The sequence below is a fragment of the Streptomyces daliensis genome, assembly GCF_054782395.1.
The window spans coordinates 57,669-76,481 of sequence record NZ_BAAGSO010000118.1; the positions used below are offsets into that span (position 1 = coordinate 57,669).

Consider the following 18,813-nt stretch of genomic DNA (forward strand, 5'->3'; position numbering starts at 1 on the left):
AGGTAACAATGAACTATGCTCCATGGAGCCTTGCCGTTCCGGCACCGCCTCCACCGCCCGCACCCCCGTTGCGCCACCCCCCGAACCCAAGGAGCCCATTGCACCGCGACACACCGGACTGGACCTCGCCACCCAAGGCCACGGACGCGCCCGAGCAGCCCGCCCAGGTGCGCCGGATCCTGCGCCTCTTCCGCCCCTACCGCGCCTCCCTGGCCCTCGTCGGCCTCCTCGTCGGCGCCTCGTCCCTGGTCTCGGTGGCCTCGCCGTTCCTGCTGCGCGAGATCCTCGACGTCGCCATCCCCGACCGGCGCACGGGGCTGCTCGGCCTGCTCGCGCTCGGCCTGATCGCCACCGCCGTGCTGAACAGCGTCTTCGGCGTGCTGCAGACCCTCATCTCGGCCACCGTCGGCCAGCGCGTCATGCACGACCTGCGCACCGATGTCTACGCCAAGCTCCAGCGCATGCCGCTCGCCTTCTTCACGCGCACGCGCACCGGAGAGGTCCAGTCCCGCATCGCCAACGACATCGGCGGCATGCAGGCGACGGTCACCTCCACGGCCACCTCCCTCGTCTCCAACCTGACGAGCGTCGTCGCCACCGTCGTCGCCATGCTCGCGCTGGACTGGCGGCTCACCCTCGTCTCCCTGCTCCTGCTGCCCGTCTTCGTGTGGGTGAGCCGACGCGTCGGCCGCGAACGCAAGAAGATCACCACCCAGCGGCAGAAGCAGATGGCCTCGATGTCCGCGCTCGTCACCGAGTCGCTGTCCGTCAGCGGCATCCTGCTCGGCCGCACCATGGGCAGGTCCGACTCGCTGACCAGGCAGTTCGCCGACGAGTCCGACCGCCTCGCCGATCTGGAGATCCGCTCCAGCATGGCCGGGCGCTGGCGCATGTCCGTCATCGGCATCGTCATGGGCGCCATCCCCGCGCTCCTCTACTGGACCGCGGGCATGCTCGTCCACTTCGGCGGACCCGCCTTCTCCATCGGCACGCTCGTCGCCTTCGTCGCGCTCCAGCAGGGACTGCTGCGCCCGACCGTCTCGCTGCTCTCGACCGGCGTCGAGATGCAGACCTCCCTCGCCCTCTTCCAGCGCATCTTCGAGTACCTCGACCTGCGCCCGGACATCACCGAGCCCGAGCAGCCCGCCAGGCTGGAGCGGGTGCGGGGCGAGGTGCGCTTCGAGAACGTCGACTTCGCCTACGCGGGCAAGGACGCCGAGGACCCCGGCGCCACCCTGCGCGGCATCGACCTGCGCGTTCCCGCGGGCGGCAGCCTCGCCGTCGTCGGCCCGACGGGCTCAGGCAAGAGCACCCTCAGCTATCTGGTGCCACGGCTGTACGACGTGACGGGCGGCCGGGTCACCCTCGACGGCACCGACGTGCGCGACCTCGACTTCGCCACCCTCTCCCGCGCGGTCGGAGTCGTCTCCCAGGAGACGTACCTCTTCCACGCCTCCGTCGCCGACAACCTGCGCTTCGCCAAGCCGGAGGCCACGGACGAGGAGATCAGGGCCGCGGCCCGCACCGCCCAGATCCACGACCACATCGCGGCGCTCCCCGAGGGCTACGACACGGTCGTCGGCGAGCGCGGCTACCGCTTCTCCGGAGGCGAGAAGCAGCGACTCGCCCTGGCCCGCACCATCCTGCGGGACCCGCCCGTCCTCATCCTCGACGAGGCCACCAGCGCCCTCGACACCCGCACCGAGCGCGCGGTACAGGAGGCGATCGACGCGCTCTCCGAGGGCCGCACCACGCTCACCATCGCCCACCGGCTGTCCACCGTCCGCGAAGCGGACCAGATCGTCGTGCTCGACGGCGGACGGGTGACGGAGCGCGGCACCCACGACGAACTCCTCGCCGCCGACGGCCGGTACGCGGCGCTGGTGCGGCGCGACGCCCGCACGCCGGACGGTTCCGGCACGGATGACGGGTCCCGCGCGGGCGACGGCGACACCCTCCCCGGCGCGGCGGCCGGAGTGCCCTCCCTTTCCCAGGCGTCATGAACACGGGCCGGGCTCGGGTTCGGGTCCGGGTCCGGGTGGGCCGGGCCCGGGACGCTCAGGTGCCGGGCCCGACGGTGTCAGCCATTCATGGCCGCCCAGAACTCCTCGAAGGACATCCGGCGGTCGCCGTTGGTGTCGAGCGAGTCGATCAGCCCCTGCGCTTCCGACTCGGTGATCTCCGAACCCTCCAGCTCCGCCACGGCCTTGCGGTACTCGTCCGCTGTGACCAGGCCGTCCCCGTCGAGGTCGTAGCGGTCGAAGACCTTCCGCGCCGCCGTCTCCACGATGTCCGCCACGTGCTCCACCCTTCTGCGATCTTCACTGACGCGGCCAGGCTATCCGTCCGCACGAGGCCCGCGGGGAGCGAGGTGGGCACCGGCCGCCACTGGCCGACCGTCACGGGGAAGGGGAGCCGGTGCGGTGTGATTGCGGTTCCCTGGGACTGGGGAGATGCGCGATCATGACAGATTTTATGAAGGGGCCCGCGTCCGAGGGCGGGCCGGATTCCGCCGCCACGGGAGACTCCGCGGGCGCGGTGACTCCTCCGGCGCGTCCTGGGCGGCAGTTGCTCGCCGCGTCCGTCGGCAACGCGGTCGAGTGGTACGACTGGTACGCGTATACGTTCCTGGCCGCGTATATCGCCGCGCAGGTCTTCCCCAAGAGCGCGGGGAATTCGCTGGTGCCGTTGCTGTCGACGTTCGCGGTGTTCGCGGTGGGGTTCTTCATGCGGCCCGTTGGTGGGCTGTTGATGGGTGCGGTGGCCGACCGGCACGGGCGGCGGGCCGCGTTGACGGTGACGATTCTGCTGATGGGTGGCAGCAGTCTGCTGGTGGGACTGACGCCTACGTATGCCGCCGCCGGGATCTTCGCGCCGGTCATCCTCGTGCTGGCGCGGCTGTTGCAGGGTTTGTCGGTGGGCGGGGAGTTCGCGGCCTCGACGACGTTTCTGGTGGAGTCGGCCGGTCCTGGGCGGCGTGGGCTGTTCGCCAGTTTCCAGTATGTGTCGACGACGGTCGGGCAGCTCGTGGCGTCGGGTGTGGCGGCGCTGCTGGTGGCGAACCTGGCGTCGGAGAGCATGGACGGCTGGGGCTGGCGGGTGCCGTTCGTGCTGGGTGCGCTGTTCAGTGTGGTGGGTTTCTGGATCCGGCGCGGTGCGCAGGAGACGCGCAGCGAGGAGCAGGTGCGGGCGCCGCGGCCGGGACTTTTTGAGGCGTTGCGGCGTCATCCGCGTGAGTCGTTGCTGATCTGCGGGATCACGATGGGTGGCACGCTCGCGTATTACACGTGGACGTCGTATCTGCCGACGTACGCGGAGTTGAACGCGGGGGTGGCGAAGGCGGACGCGTTGCTGGCGGGGACCATTTCGCTGGCGTTCTTCGCGGTGTTGCAGCCGGTGGCGGGGTTGGCCTCGGACCGGTTCGGGCGCAAGCCGCTGCTGCTGATGTTCGGGCTGGGTTTCGGGGTGCTGTGTGTGCCGCTGCTCCAGGCGCTGAACGGTTCGTTCGTGACGTTGCTGCTGGTGCAGTGTGCGGGGATGGTGCTGCTGAGCGGTTTCACGGCGATCTCGGCGGCGGTGAACGCGGAGACGTTCCCTGCGCGGGTGCGTGCGGCGGGGATCGGGTTCCCGTATTCGCTGACGGTGGCGCTGTTCGGGGGTACGGCGCCGTATTTGGGCACGTTGTTCAAGGACCTGGGGCATGCGGGTCTGTTCCCGGTGTATGTGGCGGTGCTGTGCCTGGCCTCCTCCGTCGTCTACCTTCGGCTGCCCGAGACGGCGCACCGGCCGCTGGAACGGTGAGGAGACGGGGGAGCGGACGACAGGGGGCCCGTTTCCCGCAGCCACATCTCAGCCGCCGAAACCCACTTCATCGCAGTTGCGGGCAGCGCCCATCGCTGACCGTCCTCACCTCATGGAGGCACCCCGTCATGCGCTCGATCCAGACCACCGTAGGACGGTCCTTCCTCGTCGCTCTTGACGACGGTGAGGACTTCATGACCGGCCTGACCGCGTTCTGCGCCGAGCGGGAGGTACGGTCCGGCTCACTGTCGTTCATCGGCGGTTTCCGCAGCGCCCGTCTGGTCGGGTCCTGCACTCCTCTGAAGAACCCTGAGGCCCCCCTCTGGGACGAGGTCAGCGTCGAATACCTGGAGGTATTCGGGGGCGGCACCCTCGCCTGGGACACCGAGGAGAACGTGCTCGCTCCCCACATCCACGTGGCCGCAGGCATCAAGGGAGCCTCCGCGGACGGGCGTGTGTCCCATTTGCTGGAGGCGGCCGTCCAGTTCATCTGCGAGATCACCGTTGTGGAGTTCACGGGCGGGGGAGGAGAACCGCCGTTGACGCGTCATCGAGCGCCGGAGCTGTACAACGTTCCGCTCCTCGGCTTCGCGACTCGCTGACGAAAAGGGAGCAACGATACGCAGGAAGCCGCCCTTGACGCTTCCTGCGGTCAGGAACCGCCCGATCTCGCACGGCGCCACCTGCCCGTCGGGGAGGACCGCGCCCTTCCGGTCCCCGGAGCGCCCACACAGGGACGATGTGGACGGCACCACGGCGCCCGCGGCGCGGCATTGCCGACGACACGGACGCGGTCGACGTGGACCTCGCCGCCGATCACCTGCACTGTCGTCGTGCCGAGGAGCGTGCGGTCAGGCCATCAGCTGGAGGTAGAAGAGCTGGTGCCGGTGTTCGGTGCCCTCGATCGGGGAGAGCATGCGGATGCGTCGGCCACCGAAATCGAAGCCGGACTCGTCCTCGGTCAGTTGCCTGTTGCACCAGATGGCCGCCGCTGTGCAGCCCCGTTTGGTGCGTGGAGACTGTGGTCGAGGACCTCGTCTCATGTCTGAGTGTCCACATACTCCGGCGCTTGGGAGCGGGTCTCGACCTCAACCTGGACAGGCCCGGCCTGTACTCCTGCCAGCACCGCGCGGCGTCGGCCAAGCGGCCCTGCCGTGTCAGGCATCATGCGGGGCATGAGTCACTCCGAAGCAACCAGCGCCGACCGCCGGCGCGGGCTTTCGCACCGTCTGGTACCGATGACCGGCCGTGACCCGGAGGAACCCGGCCGGGCCGCCTCACCACTGGAGCTGCTGTTCGACTTGACCTTCGTGGTCGCCGTCGGCACCGCGGCATCCCAGTTCGCCGAGATGCTCGCCGAAGGCCACGCCGCCCAGGCGATCACCGCGTTCACACTGGCGATGTTCGCCATCAGCGTCGCCTGGCTCAGCTTCAGCTGGTTCGCCTCCGCCTTCGCCACCGACGACTGGCTCTACCGCGCCCTGACGATGCTTCAGATGATCGGCGTCGTCGTGTTCGCCCTCGGCCTCCCGGCGATGTTCCACTCCCTCGAAGAGGGCGACCACCTCGAGCTGCGGGCCATGGTGATCGGCTACGTCGTGATGCGGATCGCGATGGTCGCGCAGTGGTGGCGCGCGGCCCGGGAGTCTCCTTCCTTCCGCGAGGTCGGGAGGGCCAACATCCGCTGGACCATGATCGCCCAGGCCGGATGGATCGTCGTCGCTTTCACCGAGATGCCGCTCGCCGCCGTACTGGCCGCGTTCGTCGTGCTCGGGGTGCTGGAACTGGTGCTGCCGCTCCTGACCCAGGGCCGCGCGGGAGGAACCCCCTGGCATCCCCACCATGTCGCCGAACGCTACAGCCTGTTCGCCATCATCACCCTCGGCGAAGGAGTCGTCGGCACCATCGCCTCGTCCGGCGAACTCCTGGGCGGCGCGGACGGAACGCAGTGGAGTGCGAACGCCGTCGCCATCGTCATCGCCGGAACCGGTCTGACCTTCGGCATGTGGTGGGTGTACTTCACCACGCCCTTCGGCGACATCCTCACCCACCGCCGCAACCGCGGATACCTCTTCGGCTACGGACACATCCCCCTCTTCATCGGCATCGCCGGAGCCGGCGCCGGGCTGCACGTGGCCGGCCTGCACCTGGAACACCACACGAAGATCAGCGACGCCGCCGTCGTGCTGTCACTGGCCCTCCCCGTCGGCCTCTACCTGCTGATGGTCTACCTCCTCCACACCCTGCTGCTCTCCACCGTGGACCGCTTCCACTTCCTGCTCATCGGCCTCACGCTCGCCGTGCTCATCGTGGCCGTACTGCTGTCCGCGGCCGGCGTCGCCGTCGCGGTGTGCCTGCTCGTCGTCATGCTCGCGCCCTTCGTCACCGTGATCGGCTACGAGACGATCGGGCACCGCCACCAGCAGCACATGCTGAACAGCATCGCCGCACAGGAGCACTGACTCACCATCGGATCGTGCGGCCGCAGGCTCCGGCGGCTCCGACGGCTCTGGACGCGGCCTGAGCGTGTGCTGAATCGGCACCGTGAAATGGGTGCGGAGCATCGGAGTCCCCTCCATGACCTCGTCTTTTACGCCAGCGTTGAAAGGTATGTGGGTGATCGGGCCGGGCTGACAAGGTGGTCTCGCATCCCGGTGCAGCACCGGGGTGGTCTACGAGGGGGTTTCCGGATGCGATCGAAGATCATGAAGCGGGCGTGCGTCACCACCGCGACCGTTGCCGCGCTCACGGTCGGCGGCCTGGCGGGGGCGAGCACCAGCTTCGCGGCGCCCGCGCAGTCCTCGGCGCGGACGGCGAGCGTGGAGGCCGTCGCCCCGCTCGCTACGGTCAACCTGGGTCTGGACACCGCCCACGCGAAGAGCTGGCAGTGCCTGCTGCGCGACAGGGGCTACTCCCCGGGCACCATCGACGGGCAGTTGGGCGCCAACAGCTGGAAGGCGGCCCAGAAGTTCTTCGACACTCTGGGCTACTACAACGACGCCATCGACGGGACCGTCGGCCCCAACACGATCAAGGCGCTGCAGAGGTATCTGAACCTCCACGGCGCCAACCTCGCTGTCGACGGGGTTGCGGGACCGGAGACCAAGTCCGAGTTCTGGGACTTCGCCGGCACCCACCGTTGCTGATCCCTCCGCTCCGCCGACCGCACACACGGCCCGCTGCCCGTACTCCCCTCGGAGACGGCCGGACAGCGGGCCGTGTTCCGGCGGGACCCGGTGCCGATAGCGCCCGAATCCGGGCAGGACCCTTGCCGTGAAGGCGGCGTCTTCACGTCACCGTCATGGCGATGGTCCGGACCGTGACCGTCGCGGTACGGCCGCTGTCGTCGCGGCAGTCCCCCAGCACGAACAGGACGTAAATGGACAGGGAGACGTACAGGATGGAACTCTCGGACCGCAGTGATCTCCCGGGCACCAGTCGCCCCACCTCCCGGGTACCGCGCAGGCTGCTTCTCGGCGCCCTTGGCGCCGCGGCCCTGCTGGGGACGGCGGCGCGCCCAGCTGCGGCAGCCGCATCGGCGGCCGCCTACCCCTTGCTGTCCCGGGCGCAATGGGGAGCGGACGAGGCTCTGCGCCACGACGCCGACGGCACCGAGATCTGGCCCCCCCGCGTACTATCCCGTCCAGACCTTGACGGTTCACCACACCGCGGACGGCGGTGACAGCCTGGCCCCGGCCGCGCGGGTGCGCGCGATCTACCGTACGGACGCCGCTGAGTACGGTGACATCGGCTACCACTACCTGATCGACGACAACGGTCAGGTCTACGAGGGGCGCTGGTCGGGTACCGACGGATCACCCGCGCACGATGGGGCGGGACGTCTGGTCACCGCGGCCCACATCGGGGGATACAACTCCGGAAACGTCGGAATCGCCCTGCTGGGGACGCTCACCGGACGGTCCGCGACCCCGGCTGCGCGCATCTCGCTGGCCCGGCTCCTGGCCGAACTCGCCAGGCGGCACGGGGTGGATCCACTGGCCGAGGTGCTCTACCGCAATCCCGCCAGCACCGCCGTCCGGACCGTGCCGGCCATCAGCGGACACCGCGACTGGGCGAGCACCGCATGCCCCGGCACCCTGCACACCGACCTGCCGTACGTCCGCCGGGAGGTCGCCGAACTCCTCGCCGGCTGACCCGAAAAGCCGTCGGCCACCTCGCGCGCCGTCAGCCGGGTTCACCGTGCAGGCCAGGGGCTCAGGGCTCAGGGCTCAGTCGCCGGGCGACCGTTCCCGGCGCGGCGCCTGGGGCGGCTTGGCCGCCGCGGCCTCGGCCTCCGCCTTGGCGTCCGTCACCGCGGCGTCGGCCTGTTTCGCGGCCTCGTCAGCAGCCGTGGCGGCGTCCAGCGAACCGGTCGAGCCTGCCACCAGCTCCGGAGCCCGGTCTTCGTCCTCGTCCTCGTCCGACGTGCCGTCGGCATCGGCGGTGGCTGTCCCATCAGGACGCGCGGGCGGGGGCGAACCCGTCCTCGTCTGGTCACCGAACGCGCTGGTGACGGTCCGGACCGCCTCGGTCAGCTCGCCCGGGATCACCCAGAACGTGTTGTTGTCGCTGCTCGCCAAGTGGGGGAGAGTCTCCAGGTATTTGTAGGCGAGGACCTTCGGGTCGGCATTGTTGCGATGGACGGCCTGGAAGACGCGCTCCACCGCTTTCGCCTCACCGTCAGCGCGCAAGATCATGGCTTGTTGTGTGCCTTGTGCCTCCAGGATGTCCTTCTGTTTGGTGCCTTCCGCGGTAAGGATCTTGGCTTGCCGCTCGCCTTCGGCGTGCAGGATGGCCGCGCGCTTGTCGCGCTCGGCCCGCATCTGCTTCTCCATCGCCTCCTTGATGGAGTGCGGCGGATCGATGGCCTTGATCTCGACGCGGTTGACCCGGATTCCCCACTTGCCGGTGGCGTCGTCGAGGACGGTGCGGAGCCGGGTGTTGATCTCCTCACGCGAGGTGAGTGTCTCCTCCAGATCCATGCTGCCGATGACGTTCCGCAGCGTGGTCACAGTGAGCTGATCGATCGCCTGGAGGTAGTCGGCGACCTCGTACGCCGCCGCGCGCGGCTCGGTGATCTGGTAGTAGAGCACGGTGTCGATGTTCACCACGAGGTTGTCCTCGGTGATCACCGGCTTCGGGTCGGACGAATAGACCTGCTCGCGCACGTCGAGTTTGGAGTTGACCCGGTCCGCCACCGGCACGACCAGGTTCAGGCCGGGTTGCAGCGTGCGGCGGTACCGGCCGAACCGCTCGATGTTGTAGCGGCGCGCCTGCGGGACGATCCGCACGGTGGAGGCCACGAGGAAGACGACGACGATGGCCGCCACAAGAATGGGGATGACAACTGGTTCCACAGTGCCTCCATCGCTTCGTGTTCAGCCGCTCAGGGGAGGAGTTCGCGCGGATAGACCACGGCCGTGGCGCCTTCGATCTCCATGACGTCCACCAGCGTGCCCGCCGGGATCACCAGGCTCTCGTCGAAAGCGCGGGCGGACCACTCCTCGCCCGAGAGCTTGATCAGACCGCAGGTCGCGGTGACCTCCTGCACGACCTCGGCCCGCTTGCCGATCAGCGCGTCACTGCCCTCACGCATGAGGGGCAGCTGTGCCATGTGCCGCAGCGCCACCGGACGGACCATGACCAGGCCCGCTCCCGCCGCCACTCCGAAGGCCACGAGCTGGCCGAACACACCGATGCCCACACCGGCGACGACGGCGGCGACCAGTGCCGCACCCGACAGCAACCCGAGGACCAGTGTCAGGGTGAAGAACTCCGCGACGCCCAGCCCCGCGGCGGCGAGCAGCCAGAGGAACCACGGCATCGAATCGCCCTCCTTTGGGGGCCTTGTCCACCAAGATACTCCCGGAAAGCCGGGCCGAACAGATACGGCAACCGTGGTCGTCGACCGCTGAAGGGACTGCCCGGGGGAGTTGGGTATCCGTGCAACGTGTCGTCGCAGCCGCTCTCGTCGGCGGGGGTCGCGGTGTCGCGTGATCCCGTCCGTGTCCGCCACTCATGACCGGGACACGAGGTCGAGCGCGATGTCGGTGACCATGTCCTCCTGGCCGCCGATCATTTTGCGGCGGGCCGACCTCGACCAGGATGCCGCGCGTGTTGGGTCCATAGCGCCGGGCGGCGGCTTCCGCGTGGCGCAGGCGCTGGACCGGTACCACCTCGTGGGCCATCACACCGGCGGTCTCATCGCCCTGGAACTCGCCGCACGCCACTGCCCGGGCAGCCGGCCTCCTCCTTTACGCGACCCCTTGTACCGACGAAGAGAAGCGCAGGGGCGGCGGCCACGCGGTGGACCATGTCGTCCCGCACCCCGACGGCTCGCACCTCCTCGGTCTGTGGAACCACCGCCGCGATTTCTACCTGCCCGGAAGAGGAGGCAGCCCTCAACCGGTACGTGATCGACGCGCTGACCGTTCTCGACCACGTGACCGAGGGGCACGCCGCGGTCCGCCGTTACGCGATGGAGGAACGCCTGCCTCTCGTCACCACCCGCACCCTGGCCGTCTGAGCCCCGGACGACCGGTTCGCGCTCCCGTCCCCGGCGAAGCCGGCCGAGGCTCTCACCTGCGAGACCTCCACGACGGAGAGGGCTCAACAAGACGGCGAGGGCTCAACCGGAGGGCTCGCCGATGAACCCCGCGACAAGTTCGCGGACGTACGCCTCGTCCGTACCGGGGATCGAGAAGACCACCCGGAAGTAGAGCGGCGCGACGATCCGGTCCAGGACCTGTTCCAAGGTCGGGGGCGGGGGTGCGTCGCCGCGTTCCCGTGCCGCGTCGAGCACGGGGCGGAAGCGCTCGCTGACCCTGCGCAGACACTCGCGCAGTCCGTCGTGCCGCTCATCGACGTCGGGCGCGACCTCGGCGCGGAAGAACGCGATGCCGCCGGGCCGGGAGAGCTCGGCCAGCGTCCAGACCGCCTGGTTCTCCAGGTCGGTGCGCAGGTCCCCGGCGAGCGGGGGTGCTCCGGCATCGCCGCGGTGCTGGGCGACGTCGGCCAGGAGCGCGGCGAGAGTGCCCCAGCGCCGGTAGAGGGTGCTGGGGTTGACCCCCGCGCGCTGGGCCACGGTGGGGAGGGTCACCTGGTCGGCGCCGAACTCGCTCACCAGCGCGATCGCGGCGCCGTGCACGGCGGCACGGACGCGGGCGCTGCGGCCGCCGGGCCGCTTCGTCGATGCGTCAGCGTTCATGCCCCCATCCTAAAGCAAAGAGTTGCGCATTAGTGGGCCGAGCACTTACGGTCGCGCTAAAGCGGAGATCGCCGCTTTAGCACCGCGAAGGGAATGTCATGTCCACCAATGAAGCCCCCCTCGCCCTCGGGCGCAGTTTCCACCAGGCGCTCGTCTCGGGCGACTGGGACGGCATCCGGGCCCTGCTCCACGACGACGCCACCTGGACCCTGCCCGGCGACAACACCATCTCCGGCACGGCCGAAGGCGCCGACGCCGTGGTGGAGCGCGCGCAGCTGATCGCCTCGTACGGCCTCGACTTCGAGCTGCTGCACCTCCTCGTCAGCAGGGAGAACATGGCGCTGTCCCTGCACAACACCGCGCAGCGGGAGGACGCCGTGCTGGACGAATACCTGGCCACCGTCTGCCGGCTCCGCGACGGAAAGATCGCGAGTATCGAGACCTACCTCTCCGACGTGCCCGGGATGAACGCCTTCTTCGTCTGACGGCTCCCCGCCCGGGCGCCGACCGTCAACCGGCCCCTCGCTCCGGCGCACCCCCCGACCCTCCCGGCCTCCGCCCTGAGCCGGGCGGGGTCGGGGCCGGCGCGGAGACGGGGCGACCGGACGTGACGCGTCCGACATCTTGACGACTCCGGAAACGCCCTCCACTCTCCGTTGGGAGCGCTCCCATACGCGGGGCGCCCACGCACGCCGCACCTCCTCCCGCGCCACCGACGCCCACACTCCTGCGGAGGACAGAACGTGCCACACCAACGCCCCCTCCTGCCCCGCGCCTCCCGGCGCCCCCACAGGCTCAGACACCGGTTATTCAGCGCCACGGCCGCCGCCGGACTGCTGGCCGCGGTGCTCGTCCCCGTCGCCTCGGCCTCGGCCTCCGTCCCGGAGCCGCGGGACGAGCCGCCCGAGCTGATCGAGAACGGCGACTTCTCCGACGGCACCGCCCCCTGGTGGTGGACCGAGAACAGTCCCGGCAGCGTCGTGGACGGACGGCTGTGCGCCGACGTGCCCGGCGGCACGGCCAACCCCTGGGACGCCATCATCGGACAGAACGATCTGCCCCTCACCGCGGGCGAGAGCTACAAGCTGAGTTACACCGCGACCTCCACCGTGCCGGTCACCATCCGCACCAACGTGCAGATGGCGACCGAGCCGTGGACCACGGAACTCGCCGAGGCCGACCAGATCGACGGCACCGCGGAACCCGTCAGCCACACCTTCACCGCGGACGCCGACCACACCGCCGCGCAGCTCGCCTTCCAGATCGGCGGCAACGAGGAGCCGTACACCTTCTGCGTCGACGACGTCTCGCTGCGCGGCGGGGCGACGATTCCGCCGTACGAGCCGGACACCGGGTCCCCGGTCCGGGTCAACCAGGTCGGCTACCTCACCAACGGGCCCAAGAATGGCACCTTCGTCACGTCTGCCACCCAGCCGCTGCCGTGGACGCTGCACGACGCCGACGGCACCGAACGGGCCTCCGGCACCACCACCCCCGCCGGGGAGGACCCCACCTCACGGCAGAACGTCCACACCTTCGACTTCAGCGATGTCACGGCCGCCGGTGAGGGCTACACCGTCACGATCGACGGCCAGAAGAGCGAGCCGTTCACCATCGGGGACGATCTGTACGCGCCGCTGCGCACCGACGCGCTGGCGTACTTCTACCACAACCGCAGCGGCATCGAGATCGACGCGGACATCGTCGGCGAGGAGTACGCACGGCCCGCGGGGCACGTGAACGTGTCCCCCAACCAGGGCGACGACGACGTGCCGTGCCAGGAGGGTGTCTGCGACCACCGGCTGGACGCGGCGGGCGGCTGGTACGACGCGGGCGACCACGGCAAGTACGTGGTCAACGGCGGCATCTCGGTGGCCCAGTTGATGTCCTCCTTCGAGCGTACGCTCACCACCGAGGGCGCCAACGGCGCGCCGCTGGGCGACGGGAAGCTCCGCGTCCCCGAGCACGGCAACGCCACCCCGGACATCCTCGACGAGGCCCGCTGGCAGATGGACTTCCTGATGCGGATGCTCGTCCCCGAGGGCGAGCCACTGGCCGGAATGGCGCACCACAAGCTGCACGACCGGGCGTGGACCGGCCTGCCGCTGCGGCCCGACCAGGACCCGCAGCCCCGTGAGCTGCACCCGCCGTCCACCGCGGCCACCCTCAACGTGGCGGCCACGGCGGCCCAGTGCGCCCGCCTCTTCGAGCCGTACGACGCGGGCTTCGCCGCCCGCTGTCTGGAGAAGGCGCGCACCGCGTGGAAGGCCGCCAAGGCACACCCGGACGTCCTCGCCGACCCGAACGACGGCACCGGCGGCGGCGCCTACAGCGACGACGACGTCCGCGACGAGTTCTACTGGGCAGCGGCCGAACTGTTCGTCACCACCGGTGAGGACTCCTTCCGCCAGGAGGTCCTGGGCTCCCCGCTGCACGGCGACACCGATGGGGTGTTCCCGCGCGGCGGCATGTCCTGGGGCGCGGTCGCGGGACTCGGCGCGCTCAGCATGGCCACGGTGCCGAACAAGCTCACCGCCGAGCAGTTGGGCGCGGTACGGGCGACGGTGACGGAGGCCGCCGACGGTTACGCCGCCGCCTCCGAGGACGCCGCTTACGGCCTGCCGTACGCGCCCGCCGACGGCCACTACGTGTGGGGGTCCAACAGCCAGGTGCTGAACAACATGGTGGTCCTGGCCACGGCGGACGACCTGACCGGCAAGAACGTCTACCGCGACGCGGTGCTGCGCGGCCTGGACTACCTGCTGGGCCGCAACGCGCTCAACCAGTCGTACGTCACCGGGTACGGCGAGCGGGACTCGCACAACCAGCACCACCGCTTCTGGGCCAACCAACTCGACCCGGACCTGCCGAACCCGGCACCCGGTTCCGTGGCAGGCGGGCCCAACGACGGGCTCCAGGACCCGGTGGCCGCGGAGAAGCTCGCGGGATGTGCCCCGTCGATGTGCTACATCGACGACATCGAGTCCTGGTCCACGAACGAGATCACCATCAACTGGAACGCCCCGCTGGCCTGGATCGCCTCGTACGCGGACGACCTGGGCAGCGGCGGGGACGGGGACGGCGGCACCGAGCCGACGTGCGAGGTCAGTTACACCTCGCACCGGTGGAACAGCGGCTTCACCTCGTACGTGTCGCTGAAGAACACCGGTGACGCCCCCATGTCCCCCTGGAAGCTGGCCTGGTCGTACACCGACAACCAGCGGATCACCCAGGCGTGGAGCGCCAAGGTCAGCCAGAACGGCCGCGACGTGACCGCCGAAGCGCTGGACTGGAACGCCAAGCTGGCCCCTGGGGCCACGGTGACGTTCGGCTTCAACGGCACGGCGAGCGGACAAGTGGCCGATCCGCGCGTCTTCACCATGGGCGACCGGACCTGCCGCACCAAGCCGAGCGGCTGAACCACCGCACCACCGTCCGACCGAGCCACCGCACCACCGTCCCGGGGGCCCGCGGCCCCCGGGACCACCACGCACTCTCAGTCGCGCGGGACCGGCATGGCTGACGGCCGCCACTCCCGCCTGAGCAACCCGAACACCCATGTGTCGGACACCTCGCCGTTCACGACGCACTCTTCCCGCAACGTCCCTTCCCGCAGGAATCCGGTCTTCTCCAGGACCCGGGCGGATGCCACGTTGCGCGTATCGGTCTCGGCTTGGACCCGGTTGAGGTCCAGTGTGCCGAACGCCCACCGCAGCAGGGCATGTGCGGCTTCCGTCGCATAGCCGTGGCCCCACATCGTGTCGTCGAGGCAGTAGCCCAGCGACGCGCTGCGGTGGTCCGGGTCCCATTGGGTCAGAGCGCACCAGCCGACGAAGGCACCGTCAGAAACACGGTCGATGGCCACCCGCGCTCCGGTGCCTTCGGCCGCCATCTTCCCGCACATCGCGATGAAGCGCCCGGCGCGAGCCCGTTCGTTCCACGGCGCGGAGTCCCAGTAGCGCATCACACGGGTGCTGCTGTGCAGCGTGAAGAGGACGTTCGCGTCGGCGTCGGTGAAGGGCCGTAGTCGCAGGCGAGCGGTGTGCAGTTCGGGGGTGGCCAGAGTCATGCGGACCATCTTGCCTCCGCGTGGCGCGGGCAGGGCACCGATTATCCGGCCCCCGGCCCCGGTCCGGTCCGCACGGTCAGGGCAGCGCCTGCCCACAGGTTTTCGGGCTGCCGCATGCGCGTACCCCGCGACAGCCCCGCGGACGGGTGTCAGGAGCCGTGGGCGTTGGTCGGCATCGACCGGCCGAAGTAGGTGTACGGGTCCTGCGGCAGACCCGCCGTGGCGGCCGAGAAGCTGACCGCGTCCGCGCTGCTCACGCCCTCGGGTGAGCCGCGCAGGATCCACAGCGCGCCGTTGCTCGTGTTCTCGAAGGGTGCGGCGGCGGCCAGGTCGGCGTACCCGTCACGGTTGGTGTCGGTCAGCGGACGGCGGCTCCGAAACGGTCGTACGCCTCGTTCGCCCCCGGCACCCCGCTGGTCCCCTGGTGCACGGCCTGCGCGCCGTCGCCGGTGAGCCCCGCCGCCGAGCCGCGCAGGACGACGACGGAGCCGGTGCTGGCCACCGAGCCGACGGTCTCGAACTCGGCGCCCACGGCCACGTCGGCGTAGCCGTCGCCGTCCACGTCGCCCGTCGCGACCGCCTCGCCGAAGGAGTCCTCGGGCTCATCGGCCCCGGGCACGCCGGGGCTGTCCTGGGTCAGCGTGGTTCGCGCGGACGCGCGCAGGCCCTCGGCGCCGCCCCTGTAGGCCGTGACCGAGTTGCCGTCGGGGGAGCCGAGAACCAGGTCGTCGCTGCCGTCGCCGTCGAAGTCCGCCGAGGCGGCGGCATGTGCCTCGTCCCGCAGGACGGTGGGGGTACCGGCCGCGGCGGTGTAGACGAGGGTGGCGCCGCCGAAGCCGCCGTCCCCCTCGTAGCGGCCACCGACGGCGAGATCGTCCGTGCCGTCGCCGTCGAAGTCCCCGGCGGTGAGCGAGCGGTAGTACTTCGAGCTGTCGGCGACGATCGCGGTCTCCAGCCTGCGAGGCTCCGTGGCGCCCGTCCTCGGGACACCGTCGAAGACCCACACACCGTTGTCGCTGGTGCCCACGGCCAGATCGGGCCGCCCGTCGCCGGTGAAGTCGCCGACGGCGAGATGCGCGCCGAAGCGGTCATGCGTGGTGGGCGCCGGGTCGGTGAGCGTCGTACCGCCGTCGAGCCCGGACGCCGAGCCCCACAGGACGGCGACGGTGCCGCCCTCCACGTCGGTGCCGACCTCCTCGTCCGGGGTACCGGCGACGACATCGGTGTAGCCGTCGCCGTCCAGGTCACCGGTGGCGAGCACCGAGCCGAACATGTCGCCCTCCTCCGCGGCCCCGGGCACACCGGGGGAGTCCTGCGTGACGATCCGGGACCGCCCGGCCGCGATCCCGCTGGAGGACCCGGTGTTCACGACGATCGCACCGGCGCCCGGCACGCCGGAGACGGCGGCTTCCGAGCCACCTTTGATCGCCACGGGGTCGGTGCAGAGGAGACACCCGACCGGTTCGATGGGTTGTACGAATCCGGGGAAGTTCCACCGCCTCCCTCGCCGCCGCGCACAGGCGGTCCGGAGAGGGAATTGCGCGGCGTGGCCCGGCTGGCGTGTGCGACGGTGGCGGACACGCTGGCCCTGGCGCCCGGACGGGACGTCGACGACACCCACTAGGAGGGCATTTTGCCGCCGCGAATGACGGATACTCCCGTGCTGCCCCCGCCGCTGCGCGCGTGGCTCGGACTGATCGCGGCCCTCGCCGCGCTGGCGGTCGTCGTGCTCGGGGTCCTGTACGCGGGCCACAGCGAGCCCGGAACGGCGGACATGTGGGTCGCGCCGGAGGTGGGCGGTGTGAGGCCGCCGTGGCGGGACGTCGCGCTGGCAACGGACTTCCTGGGGGAGCCGGCGGGAGCGGCGGCGCTGGCCGTTGCCGCCGTCGCGGGCTGCCTGCTGCTGCGGTGTCCTCGCGCGGCGGTGCTCGTCGTCGTGGGCGCCACGCTGACCGTGGGGGTGGCGACGCTGCTCAAGCCCGTGGTGGGACGCACCATCCACGACGGCCATCTGTCCTACCCGAGCGGGCACACCGCGTTCGTCACCGCGCTCGCCCTCGTGGTGGCGCTGCTCGCGACGAACCTGCTCGGCCTCGGCGGGGCGGGCGGCACGCTGCTCGTGCTCGCCACCGCGCTGGTCGCCGGTGCGGCCATGGGGTGGGCGCAGGTCGGGCTGGGGGCGCACTACCCGACCGACGTGCTCGGCGGCTGGTGCACCGCGTTGGCGGTGATACCGGCGACCGCGTGGCTGGTCGACGGGGTGGCCGACCGGCTTTCCGACGGGGTGGCCGGAGCCGGTCGGCGACAGCAACGCTGACGCCGCGTCACGTCACACCGCGTCACCTCACGCCACGTCGCAGCACGTCACCGCACCTCACCGCACGTCACCTCACACCAAGCGGCGGAACACGGGCTTGACCGGTCGTCCGCCCAGCCAGGGGGAGGGGTCGGCGGCGTCCAGTGCCTTCCGGTACACCGCACATGCCTGGGCCACCACATCGACGGTGCGGTCGATGTCCCCGTCGCTGAGCGCGGCGCTCACCACGAACGACGGGGCCAGCACCCCGCCCGCGAGGAGTCGGCGCAGGAACAGGGTGCGGTATCGCTGCGACGGCTGCCCGTCCTCGTCGAGGGTGGCGAAGACCAGGTTGCTGGCCCTGCCCCGTACCACGACATGGTCGCCGACACCCATGCTCGCCGCGGCGTCGCGGACACCGGCGGCCAGCCGCTCGCCGAGTGCGTGCAGCCGCGCGGTGACACCCTCCTCGACGTAGGTGGTCTGCACGGCCATCGCCGCCGCCAGCGAGTGCGTCTCCGCACCGTGCGTGGTGGACAGCAGGAACACCCGGTCGCCTGAGTGCCGCAGCCCGCCCCACTCCATCAGCTCGCGGCGCCCGGCCAGCGCGGAGACGGCGAACCCGTTGCCCAGCGCCTTGCCGAACGTGGAGAGGTCGGGGACGACGCCGTACAGGCCCTGGGCACCCGCCTCGGACCAGCGGAAGCCGGTGATCATCTCATCGAAGACCAGCACACAGCCGTGCCGGTCGGCCAGCTCGCGCAGCCCCGCGAGGTATCCGCGCGGCGGCTCGGTGTGCGCGGCGGCTTCGAGGACCAGGCAGGCGACCTCGCCCCGGTACCGGGTGAGCAGCTCCTCCATCGCGGCCAGGTCCCCGTAGGGGAAAGCCACGGTCAGTTCGTTGGTGGCCGCCGGAATTCCGGCGGACATCGGCGTGGTGCCGATGAACCAGTCATCGACGGAGAAGAACGGGTGGTCGCCGCAGATGGCCACCCTCGGGCGCCCGGTGACGGCGCGGGCGAGGCGCACCGCCGCGGTGGTGGCGTCGGAGCCGTTCTTCGCGAACTTGACCATCTCGGCGGTCGGCACCGTGGCCAGGAAGCGCTCCGCGGCCTCGGCCTCCACGATGGAAGGGCGGACGAAGTTGCTGCCCCGGCCGATCTCACGCCGCGCCGCCTCGGTCACACGCGGGTGGGCGTGGCCGAGGCTGACCGACCGCAGTCCCGAGCCGTACTCGATGTAGCGGTTGCCGTCGACGTCCCACACATGGGCACCGTGGCCGTGACTGATGACCGGGGCCAGGTTCTCGGGGTACTGGTCGTCGCCCTTGGCGTAGGTGTGCGCGCCCCCGGGGATCATGGCGTGCAGCTTCTCGTTCGCCGCCCGCGACCGGGGCAGTGCCAACTCTTCGCCGTCCACTGTGTCTTCGGCGCCTGCTGT

General features: G+C 70.5%; 19 protein-coding genes and 2 pseudogenes. 10 read left to right on the top strand and 11 right to left on the bottom strand.

Annotated elements, in window-relative coordinates:
* The first annotated feature begins 8 nt into the window (after positions 1-8).
* Positions 9-2,003: an ABC transporter ATP-binding protein gene (locus tag ACYVOO_RS31845; RefSeq protein WP_461019184.1), complete on the top strand. Its 1,995-nt coding sequence runs from the start codon at positions 9-11 to the stop codon at positions 2,001-2,003.
* 77 nt (positions 2,004-2,080) lie between these two features.
* Here ACYVOO_RS31845 and ACYVOO_RS31850 read toward each other — a convergent pair whose 3' ends face one another.
* Positions 2,081-2,299, bottom strand: a complete 219-nt coding sequence (locus ACYVOO_RS31850) for an EF-hand domain-containing protein (RefSeq protein ID WP_453347668.1) — start codon at positions 2,297-2,299, stop codon at positions 2,081-2,083.
* Between the two features lie 164 nt (positions 2,300-2,463).
* Between ACYVOO_RS31850 and ACYVOO_RS31855 the strand changes: the two genes are divergently transcribed.
* Together ACYVOO_RS31855 and ACYVOO_RS31860 are read left to right on the top strand one after the other, a co-directional pair.
* Positions 2,464-3,801, top strand: a complete 1,338-nt coding sequence (locus ACYVOO_RS31855; RefSeq protein WP_461019185.1) for an MFS transporter — start codon at positions 2,464-2,466, stop codon at positions 3,799-3,801.
* 128 nt (positions 3,802-3,929) lie between these two features.
* Positions 3,930-4,403, top strand: coding sequence for a PPC domain-containing DNA-binding protein (locus ACYVOO_RS31860; protein ID WP_461019186.1), 474 nt, complete (start codon positions 3,930-3,932; stop codon positions 4,401-4,403).
* Positions 4,404-4,652: 249 nt separating this feature from the next.
* On the opposite strand, the gene ACYVOO_RS31865 is transcribed toward ACYVOO_RS31860, so the two are convergent.
* Entirely contained in the window at positions 4,653-4,844 is a 192-nt protein-coding gene (locus ACYVOO_RS31865) for a hypothetical protein (RefSeq protein ID WP_461019187.1), read from the bottom strand.
* Between the two features lie 195 nt (positions 4,845-5,039).
* Here ACYVOO_RS31865 and ACYVOO_RS31870 point away from each other — a divergent pair, with 195 nt between their 5' ends.
* Together ACYVOO_RS31870 and ACYVOO_RS31875 are read left to right on the top strand one after the other, a co-directional pair.
* Positions 5,040-6,263, top strand: coding sequence for a low temperature requirement protein A (locus tag ACYVOO_RS31870; RefSeq protein WP_461019188.1), 1,224 nt, complete (start codon positions 5,040-5,042; stop codon positions 6,261-6,263).
* A gap of 228 nt (positions 6,264-6,491) precedes the next feature.
* Positions 6,492-6,947: a peptidoglycan-binding domain-containing protein gene (locus tag ACYVOO_RS31875; RefSeq protein WP_461019189.1), complete on the top strand. Its 456-nt coding sequence runs from the start codon at positions 6,492-6,494 to the stop codon at positions 6,945-6,947.
* Positions 6,948-7,089: 142 nt separating this feature from the next.
* Here ACYVOO_RS31875 and ACYVOO_RS31880 read toward each other — a convergent pair whose 3' ends face one another.
* A complete protein-coding gene (locus tag ACYVOO_RS31880) occupies positions 7,090-7,236 on the bottom strand; it encodes a hypothetical protein (protein ID WP_461019190.1) in 147 nt (48 codons plus the stop codon).
* Between the two features lie 215 nt (positions 7,237-7,451).
* On the opposite strand from ACYVOO_RS31880, the gene ACYVOO_RS31885 reads away from it, so the two are divergent.
* Entirely contained in the window at positions 7,452-7,955 is a 504-nt protein-coding gene (locus ACYVOO_RS31885; protein ID WP_461019191.1) for a peptidoglycan recognition protein family protein, read from the top strand.
* Between the two features lie 75 nt (positions 7,956-8,030).
* On the opposite strand, the gene ACYVOO_RS31890 is transcribed toward ACYVOO_RS31885, so the two are convergent.
* The 3 genes and pseudogenes from ACYVOO_RS31890 to ACYVOO_RS31900 all read right to left on the bottom strand — a co-directional run.
* Positions 8,031-9,158: an SPFH domain-containing protein gene (locus ACYVOO_RS31890; protein WP_461019192.1), complete on the bottom strand. Its 1,128-nt coding sequence runs from the start codon at positions 9,156-9,158 to the stop codon at positions 8,031-8,033.
* Positions 9,159-9,187: 29 nt separating this feature from the next.
* On the bottom strand, positions 9,188-9,625 hold the full coding sequence (locus ACYVOO_RS31895) for an NfeD family protein (RefSeq protein ID WP_461019193.1): 438 nt from the start codon (positions 9,623-9,625) through the stop codon (positions 9,188-9,190).
* A 192-nt stretch (positions 9,626-9,817) separates the two neighbouring features.
* Positions 9,818-9,959, bottom strand: a pseudogene (locus ACYVOO_RS31900) (4-hydroxy-2-oxovalerate aldolase); the annotation flags it as partial.
* A 155-nt stretch (positions 9,960-10,114) separates the two neighbouring features.
* Here ACYVOO_RS31900 and ACYVOO_RS31905 point away from each other — a divergent pair.
* Positions 10,115-10,327, top strand: a complete 213-nt coding sequence (locus tag ACYVOO_RS31905; protein WP_461019194.1) for a hypothetical protein — start codon at positions 10,115-10,117, stop codon at positions 10,325-10,327.
* Between the two features lie 102 nt (positions 10,328-10,429).
* Here the strand turns inward: ACYVOO_RS31905 and ACYVOO_RS31910 are convergent, their stop codons facing one another.
* On the bottom strand, positions 10,430-11,008 hold the full coding sequence (locus ACYVOO_RS31910; RefSeq protein ID WP_461019195.1) for a TetR/AcrR family transcriptional regulator: 579 nt from the start codon (positions 11,006-11,008) through the stop codon (positions 10,430-10,432).
* A gap of 98 nt (positions 11,009-11,106) precedes the next feature.
* Here ACYVOO_RS31910 and ACYVOO_RS31915 point away from each other — a divergent pair, with 98 nt between their 5' ends.
* Positions 11,107-11,493, top strand: a complete 387-nt coding sequence (locus ACYVOO_RS31915; RefSeq protein ID WP_461019196.1) for a nuclear transport factor 2 family protein — start codon at positions 11,107-11,109, stop codon at positions 11,491-11,493.
* A 360-nt stretch (positions 11,494-11,853) separates the two neighbouring features.
* Positions 11,854-14,427, top strand: a complete 2,574-nt coding sequence (locus ACYVOO_RS31920) for a glycoside hydrolase family 9 protein (RefSeq protein WP_461019464.1) — start codon at positions 11,854-11,856, stop codon at positions 14,425-14,427.
* A gap of 77 nt (positions 14,428-14,504) precedes the next feature.
* On the opposite strand, the gene ACYVOO_RS31925 is transcribed toward ACYVOO_RS31920, so the two are convergent.
* The 3 genes and pseudogenes from ACYVOO_RS31925 to ACYVOO_RS31935 all read right to left on the bottom strand — a co-directional run bounded on the left by ACYVOO_RS31925 (position 14,505) and on the right by ACYVOO_RS31935 (position 16,509).
* Positions 14,505-15,077 (bottom strand): GNAT family N-acetyltransferase, encoded by a 573-nt coding sequence (locus ACYVOO_RS31925; RefSeq protein ID WP_461019197.1) that lies wholly within the window; start codon positions 15,075-15,077, stop codon positions 14,505-14,507.
* Positions 15,078-15,391: 314 nt separating this feature from the next.
* A pseudogene (locus tag ACYVOO_RS31930) lies at positions 15,392-15,439 on the bottom strand (hypothetical protein); the annotation flags it as partial.
* The gene (locus ACYVOO_RS31935; protein WP_461019198.1) at positions 15,436-16,509 is read right to left on the bottom strand and encodes a VCBS repeat-containing protein; all 1,074 of its coding nucleotides are present in this window, start codon (positions 16,507-16,509) and stop codon (positions 15,436-15,438) included. The gene ACYVOO_RS31935 and the pseudogene ACYVOO_RS31930, both read right to left, overlap by 4 nt.
* Positions 16,510-16,722: 213 nt before the next feature.
* Here ACYVOO_RS31935 and ACYVOO_RS31940 point away from each other — a divergent pair, with 213 nt between their 5' ends.
* Entirely contained in the window at positions 16,723-17,394 is a 672-nt protein-coding gene (locus ACYVOO_RS31940; protein WP_461019199.1) for a phosphatase PAP2 family protein, read from the top strand.
* Between the two features lie 72 nt (positions 17,395-17,466).
* Here the strand turns inward: ACYVOO_RS31940 and ACYVOO_RS31945 are convergent, their stop codons facing one another.
* Entirely contained in the window at positions 17,467-18,792 is a 1,326-nt protein-coding gene (locus ACYVOO_RS31945) for a glutamate-1-semialdehyde 2,1-aminomutase (protein WP_461019465.1), read from the bottom strand.
* Positions 18,793-18,813 lie beyond the last annotated feature (21 nt).

Coding starts and splice junctions, on each gene's coding strand:
- ACYVOO_RS31845 (WP_461019184.1), top strand. CDS start 9: ATGAACTATGCTCCATGGAGCCTTGCCGTTCCGGCACCGCCTCCACCG.
- ACYVOO_RS31855 (WP_461019185.1), top strand. CDS start 2,464: ATGACAGATTTTATGAAGGGGCCCGCGTCCGAGGGCGGGCCGGATTCC.
- ACYVOO_RS31860 (WP_461019186.1), top strand. CDS start 3,930: ATGCGCTCGATCCAGACCACCGTAGGACGGTCCTTCCTCGTCGCTCTT.
- ACYVOO_RS31865 (WP_461019187.1), bottom strand. CDS start 4,844: ATGAGACGAGGTCCTCGACCACAGTCTCCACGCACCAAACGGGGCTGC.
- ACYVOO_RS31870 (WP_461019188.1), top strand. CDS start 5,040: ATGACCGGCCGTGACCCGGAGGAACCCGGCCGGGCCGCCTCACCACTG.
- ACYVOO_RS31875 (WP_461019189.1), top strand. CDS start 6,492: ATGCGATCGAAGATCATGAAGCGGGCGTGCGTCACCACCGCGACCGTT.
- ACYVOO_RS31895 (WP_461019193.1), bottom strand. CDS start 9,625: ATGCCGTGGTTCCTCTGGCTGCTCGCCGCCGCGGGGCTGGGCGTCGCG.
- ACYVOO_RS31905 (WP_461019194.1), top strand. CDS start 10,115: ATGTCGTCCCGCACCCCGACGGCTCGCACCTCCTCGGTCTGTGGAACC.
- ACYVOO_RS31910 (WP_461019195.1), bottom strand. CDS start 11,008: ATGAACGCTGACGCATCGACGAAGCGGCCCGGCGGCCGCAGCGCCCGC.
- ACYVOO_RS31915 (WP_461019196.1), top strand. CDS start 11,107: ATGTCCACCAATGAAGCCCCCCTCGCCCTCGGGCGCAGTTTCCACCAG.
- ACYVOO_RS31925 (WP_461019197.1), bottom strand. CDS start 15,077: ATGACTCTGGCCACCCCCGAACTGCACACCGCTCGCCTGCGACTACGG.
- ACYVOO_RS31940 (WP_461019199.1), top strand. CDS start 16,723: ATGACGGATACTCCCGTGCTGCCCCCGCCGCTGCGCGCGTGGCTCGGA.